Source organism: Bacteroides sp. 43_46 (assembly GCF_001915455.1).
GTDB lineage: Bacteria > Bacteroidota > Bacteroidia > Bacteroidales > Bacteroidaceae > Bacteroides > Bacteroides caccae.
Genome location: NZ_MNQN01000015.1, coordinates 66,834 through 76,186 on the forward strand (window position 1 = coordinate 66,834; position 9,353 = coordinate 76,186).

Below are 9,353 nucleotides of genomic sequence, written 5' to 3' on the forward strand. Positions count from 1 at the left end.
ATATATGGAAAAAGTAAAGTTGAATACGATAGAAGAGGCCATTGAGGATTTCAAGGCCGGTAATTTCGTGATTGTAGTCGATGATGAAGATCGTGAAAATGAGGGCGACCTGATTATCGCAGCCGAAAAGATAACGCCGGAAAAGGTGAACTTCATGCTGAAACACGCGCGCGGGGTATTGTGTGCTCCGATTACGGTGTCGCGTTGCAAAGAACTGGATTTACCTCATCAGGTGTCCGATAATACCTCTGTATTGGGTACTCCCTTTACGGTAACAATCGATAAGTTGGAAGGTTGTACGACCGGTGTTTCTGCCGCCGACCGTGCCGCAACCATTCAGGCGTTGGCCGACCCTGCTTCTACTCCGGCCACATTCGGCCGTCCCGGACACATCAATCCGCTGTACGCACAGGAGAAAGGCGTGTTGCGCCGTGCCGGTCATACCGAAGCCACGATTGATATGTGCCGCCTGTCCGGTTTCTATCCTGCCGGTGCGCTCATGGAGATTATGAACGAAGACGGCACGATGGCGCGTCTGCCCGAATTGCGTAAAATGGCGGACGAATTCAACTTGAAACTGATTTCTATCCGCGATATGATAGCCTATCGCTTGCAGCAGGAATCTATCGTGGAGAAAGGCGTGGAGGTGGATATGCCGACAGAGCACGGACATTTCCGTCTGATTCCTTTCCGTCAGAAGTCCAACGGCTTGGAGCACGTGGCTTTGTTCAAGGGTACTTGGGCGCCTGATGAACCTGTACTGGTGCGTGTACACTCCTCTTGCGCCACGGGAGATATATTCGGCTCCATGCGTTGCGATTGCGGCGAGCAGTTGCACAAGGCGATGGAGATGATAGAGAAAGCCGGTAAGGGAGCTATCGTATACCTCAATCAGGAAGGCCGCGGCATCGGTCTGATGGAAAAGATGAGGGCATACAAACTTCAGGAAGACGGCATGGATACGGTGGATGCCAACATTTGTCTCGGACATCTGGCTGATGAACGCGATTACGGTGTGGGCGCTCAGATTTTGCGCGAGCTGGGTGTGCATAAGATGCGTCTGCTTACAAACAACCCGGTGAAACGCGTAGGCTTGGAAGCTTATGGCCTGGAGATTGTGGAAAATGTGCCGGTGGAAACCAACCCGAATCAGTATAACGAACGTTACCTGCGTACAAAGAAGGAACGTATGGGGCATACTCTTCATTTTAATAAGTAACTGTCTTTTTGTTTTATTATATCAAAGAAAATCGCTTATTTTGCAACCGGATTTGCATAACAACCATTAAATAGAAACAAGATGAACCAATTATCAGATCGTTTGAACAGCTTGTCGCCCTCTGCGACGCTGGCTATGTCTCAGAAAAGCGCAGAGCTGAAAGCTCAAGGCGTAGATGTAATTAACTTGAGTGTCGGAGAACCTGATTTTAATACTCCCGACCACATTAAAGAGGCTGCCAAAAAGGCGATAGACGATAACTTCTCTCGCTATTCTCCCGTTCCGGGGTATCCGGCCTTGCGTAATGCTATCGTAGAGAAATTGAAAAAAGAGAACGGTCTGGAATATACGGCTGCACAAATTTCTTGTGCCAACGGAGCCAAGCAATCGGTTTGCAATGCAATCTTGGTATTGGTGAACCCGGGTGATGAAGTGATTGTGCCTGCACCGTATTGGGTGAGCTATCCTGAAATGGTGAAGCTGGCGGAAGGCAATCCGGTGATTGTTACAGCAGGTATCGAGCAGGACTTCAAGATTACCCCCGCCCAGTTGGAAGCCGCCATTACGCCGAAGACCAAAGCTTTGATTCTTTGTTCTCCTTCCAACCCTACCGGTTCTGTATATAGCAAGGAAGAGTTGGCCGGACTGGCCGCTGTGTTGGCCAAGCATCCGCAGGTAGTTGTCATTGCCGATGAAATCTATGAACATATCAACTACATCGGTAAGCACCAAAGCATCGCGCAGTTCCCTGAAATGAAAGAGCGTACCGTGATTGTAAACGGCGTTTCCAAGGCTTATGCCATGACGGGCTGGCGTATCGGTTTCATTGCCGGACCGGAATGGATTGTAAAGGCTTGCAACAAATTGCAGGGACAGTATACATCAGGCCCGTGTTCCGTATCTCAGAAAGCTGCGGAAGCCGCTTATACGGGAACGCAAGCTCCGGTGGAAGAAATGCGTAAGGCTTTTGAACGTCGCCGCGACCTTATTGTGAAACTGGCTAAGGAAGTGCCGGGATTCGAAGTAAACGTACCGGAAGGCGCTTTCTACCTGTTCCCGAAATGCAGCTCGTTCTTCGGTAAGTCCGCCGGCGACCGTAAGATTGAAAACTCCGATGATTTGGCCATGTACTTACTGGAAGTAGCTCACGTGGCTTGTGTAGGCGGTACGTCATTTGGCGCTCCCGAATGTATTCGTATGAGCTATGCTACCAGCGATGAGAATATTGTGGAAGCTATCAGCCGCATCAAGGAAGCATTGTCAAAACTTGCATAATCTTTGGATGGCGGGAACTCACCGCAGGCGTATGGATGGAAGGTCTGTGTAGTCTGGGGTGAGTTGCGATATATACTTCTTGGTACTGAAATAAAAAGGCCCGGTTTCATTGAAACCGAGCCTTTCTTCTTTTTCTTAGGATTGTATTATTCTCCCGGATGAATTGCTTCAGAAGGGCAAACATCTGCACAAGTACCGCATTCAGTACAAGTTTCAGGATCGATAGAATAGATATCGCCTTCAGAGATAGCGCCTACCGGACACTCGTCGATACAAGTTCCGCAAGCAATACAATCGTCACTAATTACGTAAGCCATTTTCTTTAATTTTTTAATTATTAGTACTAATTGGTTCGGCAAAAATAGCTGTTTTCTTCAATACTTGCTATCAATCTTGATTAAAAACGTTTAATTTGTACCCTGTCTAAATAGCGGCAGGGACAAACGTGCATATAATCAGGTAGTAAGCGTGGGATATGTGAAATATATGATTGGATTGTCACCGCTTTTCTCCACACGATAGCTGCCGTTGAAGTGCTCGAAAAACAATAGATTGATTCTGTGCGATATGGATTCCTTTTGTGAAGAAAATGCGGGATCGGTGAGCGGACTGTTCTCTATCCGGCAGTTTATTGCCTGTGTTTCCGGATTGTAAGTCAGTTGCATGCCCACTATCCTTGTTCTCTTGCATTCGACAGGGTATAGCAGCATGCCGGAAACCAGTTGCGTGAGGCGGCTGACGTCGGTATGGATGATTGCATTGCCGGTATCTGCCACCAACTCCAAATGTATGCTTCCTTCGCTTCGCATCTGTACCAGGCAGGGGAGTTCGTTGCACCACTCTTGTACGTTGCAGTTCTGTAACTGAAACTTCATCATGTTGGCTTCCAAACGTGAGAGGTCCAGTACGTTGTTGACAAGCCGGATGAGTTCCGCCGAATTACTTTGGATGATACCGGAGTATTCTCTTTTCTCGTCTTCACTCAGGTTGACATTCTCGGTCATGAGTTGTGAAAATCCTACTACGTTGTTAAGAGGAATGCGTATGTTATAACTCATAGTTGTCAGGAAACAGCTTTTTATCTCATTCGCTTCTTCGGCAATGGCGGTTAATCTTCTCATTTCCTTTTCATCTTTTTGCAGGCGTTTCCGGCTCCGGTATATGTGGATGTTGAAAAGCAACAATGCAAAAATGATGATAACGGATATGGATAAGCAGATTTGGTGGAACATATTGCGCCTTTGCTCTTTTTGCAGCGTGAGCTTGTCCATATTGTAAAGAGAGAGTATCTCTTCCATCTGCGAGGTGGTAATAAGATTGTATAGCGAGTCTTTGCTTTTGAGGCTCTTTTTGTAGAATGTGAGCGCTTCGTCCGGTTTTCCCGCTTTTACTAATGAGTCGGCTTTCTGAATGTCGCGGTTTATGGCACATTCTATTTCGGCCGGATACCGGCGCGGCGAGGAGTACTGTTTTTTCGCGTCTGCACCGACAGCTTGTACGGGTAGGAGCAGAGCGAGTAAGGCCGTTATGATAAGCAGTCTTTTCATACTTCGCTCTCCTTTCTGCCTTTGGCCGGCTGTGGCTGTTGGAGGGGGTGGGTGAAAAAGAACCGTGAACCGCCTGTATAGTCAGGGTCTATCCATATTCTGCCACCTATATGTTCGATGATGAGCTGGCAGATGGAAAGTCCTAATCCGCTGCCTTGCGCATTTTCGTTTAGTTTCTCGAAACGCTGGAAGATAGCGGCTTGCTTGTCTTTGGGAATGCCGCAGCCCGTATCTGTCACGGAAAAGAGCAACTCTTGTTCCGACTGTTTTTTAAGTTCCAGGGTAATGCTGCCTTGCGGTGTAAATTTGGTGGCGTTAATCAGCAAGTTTATCAAGACTTGTTGCAGGCGCGAGTCGTCCGTTTCTATTTCCATGCTTTCCAGCTCCGTCGTGAAGTATATTTCTGCCTGGGTCTGTTTAATCTTACTGACGGTATCGGCCACATTCCTGCAGATGCTGACGACATCATACCGGCCAATGCTGAATTGTATTTTCCCGAATTCAAGGCTCGACAGGTCTATCACATCGTTGATGAGCTTTAGTAATAACTCGGAGTTTTGCAGGATTACTTCATTGCATTGGCGACGTGTGTCGTCATCCAGCCCTTCTTCTGTCAGCAGGGACGAAAAACCGGAGAGGGCATTGAGTGGCGTACGTATTTCATGGCTCATATTCGAAAGGAATATGCTTTTGGCGGATGTGGCATTTTCGGCATCGGTACGCAGGCGCTCCAATCTTTGGGTGGATAGGGTTATCTTCTGACGCTGCCTTCTGAGCACGATAGTTATAACGATAAACATGAGGAGTAGCAGGATACTGCCTGTCAATATGCCGGTGATAAGCTTGCTGTGCTCTTCTTTATTGGCCAGCTCCATTTGGTCTACCCGGTATTTGGAACGCAGGATACCGATTTGCCGTGCGTAACCTTCGGCGGTGAGCGTGTCGACCGTGGGATATAATTCTTGATACAACCGGCAGGCGTCCATTGCTTCTCCTTGTATCTTATATAGATATATTGTTTCCTGTGTAATCCATCGGTAATAAGCCGACCGTTTGTTGACTGAATATTCCTGTCTCAGTTCCTCGTACAGTTTCAAGGCCTTGTCCCAATAAGCTTTATCCCAGTTACCCATGGCACGGTAGTAGGCGGCAGCGGTATACTTCAGATGAAAATAGTAAAACTTCTCGGGATACAGCCGATAGATAGAATCCATATCTTGCAGGTACTTGGCGGCTTCTTTAAGGTAAGTCTTTGAAAGATGTCCGTGTGAGATGGCATAGTTGGCTTTTTCGATGGCGGCGAAGAAGCCGGTGGCATAATCCGGTTGTTGCAGAAGGGCTTTATCTATATCGTTTAATACTCTCCTTGCTTTTTCCAGTCGGCCTTTGCGCTGTAAAGTATTGGATACTTTTAGTAAAAGTTGCGTACGGTAGGGATGTTGCGGAGAGATAAGGCTTAATTCCTTTAAAGCGTTTTGATACGCCTCCGATGCTTTATCGTATTGGCTGGCTATGGTGTAAGCGTCGCCGATGGCTTGGTTGGCAACTGCCATGCCGAAATCGTATCCGGTTTCTTTGGCTTCTTCGTACATCAGCCGTGCCCGGTCTATGGCAAGGCTGATATCTCCCCGCAGTGTATAGGCGTTGGCAAGTTGTAGCTGTAATAAGAAGTAGGTTTCTTTATTGCGGTTGTCTGCTTTGAGGTCCGGCAGAATGTTTTCACTCCAGCAGATGACGCTATCCACCGATACGTATTCGTCGTAAAGTATCTTCTTTTGGATAAAAATTTTCAACGTATCCAATTTGTTGGGAGCGGTTGCAGCACATATTGAGGTAGCACATGTCATACATATTACCCATAGCCCTATCAATATGGCGGCACTTTTTCTCATCGTTTGTTTTGTTTGTCTTCTTTGTCTATTATTGGCAAAAATAAACATAAAACATGATATACAAAAAAATATAATGATTTTATTTTCAATATGTTCGGTAACAAACGGATGAATATGGCCTCTCCTTGTCCGGACGATTTAGTAAAGCTCCAATCCGAATTCGTCTTTCAATTGCAGCAGGGCGTCGTTCTTTTGCGCCATCATTTGAAATTTTTCGACACGGCCGTATGCACGAACCTTCTCGGCGGGAGCGCTGATACGTACAGTCATGGTTACCTTACGGTTTTTCAAACGGATACGCAGGTACTCTTGCAGCCGGGGAATCATCGAAGTAAACTCTTTTGCAACGATTTCATTATCCACGACGGCTTCGAACGTGGTGGCGTTCAGCAGGGTGACATGCATATTCTGCATACGTTTGGCGATGGCTACTTGCTCTTTGGGCATGCGTCCGGCGTATTCTTGCCAGTAGTAATTTACATCTCTTTCATTGAAGATATAGTCTTCTTCCGGTTGCGCTGTTTGCTGTGCGGCAGGGGTTGGAGCCGTGTTCTTTGCCTCTTCTTCCGTTTTCGGCCGTTTAATGGATACGCCAAGACCGGACATTTTTACTACCGGAATCTTCTTTTCTTCTTTTCCTTGTGCCAGTAAAATGGCGGTAGGAGTGGCGTGCGAAGCCGTATTTGCCGGTGTAGCAGTGGCATTGGCAGGAGGGGCTGCAGTGGGGGCGGCTTGCGGTTTCGCAGTGGCGGATACCTGCGGTTGGGGCGTAGCGGGAGCTGCCTGTGGCTGTTGTGTGGCGGCAGGCTGCGTAAATATGGGTTTTATGGCTTGTTTAGGGCTACGCCCATTGGCAACATCGTCTCCTTCGGCTGTGATTTGAGCTACTTGTATTAAGGTCAGCTCTACCAGCAGCCGCTTGTTCTTGCTGGCACGATAGTTCAAGTCGCAATCGTTACACAGTTTCATGGCACGGTACAGGAAAGGCAACGGGCATTTTTGCGCCTGCGTTTGGTAGCGTTGCCGGATACTTGCCCCCACTTCGAGCAGGGGTAGGGTGGCCGGATCTTTGCTTACCAGCAAATCGCGGAAATGTGAGGACAGACCGGTAATGAAATGACTGCCGTCAAATCCTTTGTTCAGCACATCGTTCAGCAGCAGCAGGGCGTCACTGACTTTATTTTCAAGAAAATGGTCGGTCAGTTTGAAGTAGTATTCGTAATCCAGCACATTCAAATTCTCGATTACGCTTTGGTAAGTGATGTGTCCGCCGGTAAAACTTACTACCTGGTCGAAGATGGACAAGGCGTCACGCATACCGCCGTCGGCTTTCAGCGCAATGACGTTCAGAGCTTCCGGTTCGGCGGTAATTCCCTCTTTAGAGGCTACATAGGCCAAGTGAGCTACGGTATCTTCCACACCGATACGGTTGAAGTCGTATATCTGACAGCGAGAAAGGATGGTAGGCAGTATCTTATGCTTTTCGGTGGTGGCAAGAATGAATATGGCATGACGGGGCGGCTCTTCCAGCGTTTTCAGGAAAGCATTGAAAGCGGAAGCCGACAGCATATGTACCTCGTCAATGATATATACCTTGTATTTACCTATCTGAGGCGGGATACGTACCTGCTCTACCAGTTGGCGGATGTCGTCCACGGAGTTGTTGGATGCGGCATCCAATTCATGAATGTTGTACGAACGCTGTTCATTGAAAGCTGTACACGATTCGCATTGGTTACAGGCTTCTCCCTCTGCCGTGGGAGCCATGCAGTTTATGGTTTTGGCAAAAATACGTGCGCAAGTAGTCTTTCCAACGCCACGCGGACCGCAGAAAAGATAGGCGTGCGCCAGTTTGCCTGTGGCGATGGCATTCTTTAAAGTGGTAGTCAACGCGCGTTGCCCCACTACCGACTCAAAGGTCGAGGGGCGGTATTTTCGTGCCGATACGATATAATTTTCCATATTCAGGGTGTTCTTATCACTAATATAGAGCACAAAGACAGCGTGGCTTGTCTCAGCTTTTGTGCAAATGTACGCAAAAAAAAGAATTTTCTCAGTTATTCGTCTTATCTTTGTGCTCAAAGAAACAATAACTGAATTACATGGATAAACTTGCTTCCCTCTGGTTGTTTGTCCGCAGACGTAAATATCTGATAACGTTTGTGCTGTTTGTCGTGCTTGTCGGTTTTCTGGATGAGAACAGTATTGTGCGCCGTCTCGGTTATTACCGCGAGGAAACGCGCTTACGCGGAGAGATAGACAGGTATCGTACGGAATATGAGGAGAATACCCGTCGCCTGAATGAGCTTGCCGTCGACTCCGGCGCTATCGAGAAGATAGCCCGTGAAAAGTATCTGATGAAGAAGCCCAACGAAGATATTTATGTATTTCAAGATGATATAGAAGAATGAAACAACTGATACCCGCCCTTTTTGCAGTAGGAGCTGTAATGCTTCCGATAGGTGCTGCCGTTTATATCACCGGATGGCAACTCTCGCCTTATATATATACGATAGGTGCGACATTTGTTGCTTTAGCGCAAATAAATTCACCTTCAAAATGCAAAAGTCCCACTATCAAACGTCTGCGGCGCCAGCAGATATTCGGTGCGTTGCTCTTGGTGCTTACCGGAGCTTTTATGTTCTTTACGCATGGTAATGAATGGATTGTTTCGCTGACTATTGCTGCTATCCTTGAGCTCTATACGTCGGTACGTATTCCGCAGGAAGAAGCTAAGGAGCAGTAGCTATATAGATTTGGCAAAGAGCGGTTTTATTGATGTATGGATGGCTGAAAACATCATTGCTTTTAGTTTGATCTGCAAAAACTTTTCAGAAGTCTTTTGAGATAAGGTTTCAACCGAACTCCATGAGGTGGAATTTTGTGTAGTGACATATATAAGCATTAAAATCTTTTTCTCATAAAAAAAGGCTATCTCTCCCAGACAGCCAATCTTTTTTGTTAACCTTAAATCTAATACTATGAAAAACACACTGCAAAGATACTTCTTAACTTTTGGGAGCAATCCTTCCTTTTTATAACATGCTTTAGCTGCGTGATATTTCCGTTAACATTTAACATAATACCCGTTTCCCCTTTAACTTATACAAACCCCGGCCGTTGATACAGGCCACTGGCGTATAGGCATGGACTCTGACGGTTTTATGGTGATTGGCGTCCTGCATGGCCAATGATGTCCGGCCGCACGAGTGATCTGGTCTGTTGATAGAGCTTATAGGTCAAGTCTCATCACAGCTCTAAGCAAGGAAAGGCCATGCCTGACTGTACATGCCATGCAGTTCTTTGAAGGAGATGGATATGCGGCAAACTAATCTTACCCCGCCCGTGTTCTTTTCGTACCACGGCTGTTGTATGCAAAGAACACAGGTGAAGTAATTAAGTACCACTGCCGTGGTACGA

8 protein-coding genes are annotated in these 9,353 nt (G+C 47.0%); 4 read left to right on the forward strand and 4 right to left on the reverse strand.

Features of this window, described 5'->3' with window-relative positions; translation table 11 throughout:
• Window positions 1-4 precede the first annotated feature (4 nt).
• Together BHV72_RS00975 and BHV72_RS00980 are read left to right on the forward strand one after the other, a co-directional pair.
• Complete coding sequence (locus BHV72_RS00975; RefSeq protein WP_039950901.1) at window positions 5-1,219, forward strand: bifunctional 3,4-dihydroxy-2-butanone-4-phosphate synthase/GTP cyclohydrolase II; 1,215 nt, start codon at window positions 5-7, stop codon at window positions 1,217-1,219.
• An 81-nt stretch (window positions 1,220-1,300) separates the two neighbouring features.
• Window positions 1,301-2,494, forward strand: coding sequence for a pyridoxal phosphate-dependent aminotransferase (locus BHV72_RS00980; RefSeq protein ID WP_022219349.1), 1,194 nt, complete (start codon window positions 1,301-1,303; stop codon window positions 2,492-2,494).
• A gap of 146 nt (window positions 2,495-2,640) precedes the next feature.
• On the opposite strand, the gene fdxA is transcribed toward BHV72_RS00980, so the two are convergent.
• From fdxA to BHV72_RS01000, 4 genes are all read right to left on the reverse strand, one after another.
• The gene (gene fdxA, locus BHV72_RS00985) at window positions 2,641-2,811 is read right to left on the reverse strand and encodes a 4Fe-4S ferredoxin (RefSeq protein WP_004292360.1); all 171 of its coding nucleotides are present in this window, start codon (window positions 2,809-2,811) and stop codon (window positions 2,641-2,643) included.
• Window positions 2,812-2,949: 138 nt separating this feature from the next.
• Complete coding sequence (locus BHV72_RS00990; protein WP_087413431.1) at window positions 2,950-4,041, reverse strand: sensor histidine kinase; 1,092 nt, start codon at window positions 4,039-4,041, stop codon at window positions 2,950-2,952.
• Complete coding sequence (locus BHV72_RS00995) at window positions 4,038-5,981, reverse strand: tetratricopeptide repeat-containing sensor histidine kinase (protein WP_087413432.1); 1,944 nt, start codon at window positions 5,979-5,981, stop codon at window positions 4,038-4,040. Before BHV72_RS00995 ends, BHV72_RS00990 begins: the two co-directional genes overlap by 4 nt.
• Before the next feature lie 90 nt (window positions 5,982-6,071).
• Window positions 6,072-7,895, reverse strand: coding sequence for a DNA polymerase III subunit gamma/tau (locus BHV72_RS01000; RefSeq protein WP_087413433.1), 1,824 nt, complete (start codon window positions 7,893-7,895; stop codon window positions 6,072-6,074).
• Between the two features lie 140 nt (window positions 7,896-8,035).
• Between BHV72_RS01000 and BHV72_RS01005 the strand changes: the two genes are divergently transcribed.
• Together BHV72_RS01005 and BHV72_RS01010 are read left to right on the forward strand one after the other, a co-directional pair.
• A complete protein-coding gene (locus BHV72_RS01005; protein ID WP_009122303.1) occupies window positions 8,036-8,344 on the forward strand; it encodes an FtsB family cell division protein in 309 nt (102 codons plus the stop codon).
• Window positions 8,341-8,679, forward strand: a complete 339-nt coding sequence (locus tag BHV72_RS01010) for a hypothetical protein (RefSeq protein WP_286853588.1) — start codon at window positions 8,341-8,343, stop codon at window positions 8,677-8,679. Before BHV72_RS01005 ends, BHV72_RS01010 begins: the two co-directional genes overlap by 4 nt.
• Window positions 8,680-9,353: the final 674 nt, after the last annotated feature.

Excerpts from the sequence above, each read along its gene's own strand:
- BHV72_RS00975 (WP_039950901.1), top strand. The coding sequence starts at position 5 with ATGGAAAAAGTAAAGTTGAATACGATAGAAGAGGCCATTGAGGATTTC.
- BHV72_RS00990 (WP_087413431.1), bottom strand. The coding sequence starts at position 4,041 with ATGAAAAGACTGCTTATCATAACGGCCTTACTCGCTCTGCTCCTACCC.
- BHV72_RS01005 (WP_009122303.1), top strand. The coding sequence starts at position 8,036 with ATGGATAAACTTGCTTCCCTCTGGTTGTTTGTCCGCAGACGTAAATAT.
- BHV72_RS01010 (WP_286853588.1), top strand. The coding sequence starts at position 8,341 with ATGAAACAACTGATACCCGCCCTTTTTGCAGTAGGAGCTGTAATGCTT.
- BHV72_RS01000 (WP_087413433.1), bottom strand. The coding sequence starts at position 7,895 with ATGGAAAATTATATCGTATCGGCACGAAAATACCGCCCCTCGACCTTT.
- fdxA (WP_004292360.1), bottom strand. The coding sequence starts at position 2,811 with ATGGCTTACGTAATTAGTGACGATTGTATTGCTTGCGGAACTTGTATC.
- BHV72_RS00995 (WP_087413432.1), bottom strand. The coding sequence starts at position 5,981 with ATGTTTATTTTTGCCAATAATAGACAAAGAAGACAAACAAAACAAACG.
- BHV72_RS00980 (WP_022219349.1), top strand. The coding sequence starts at position 1,301 with ATGAACCAATTATCAGATCGTTTGAACAGCTTGTCGCCCTCTGCGACG.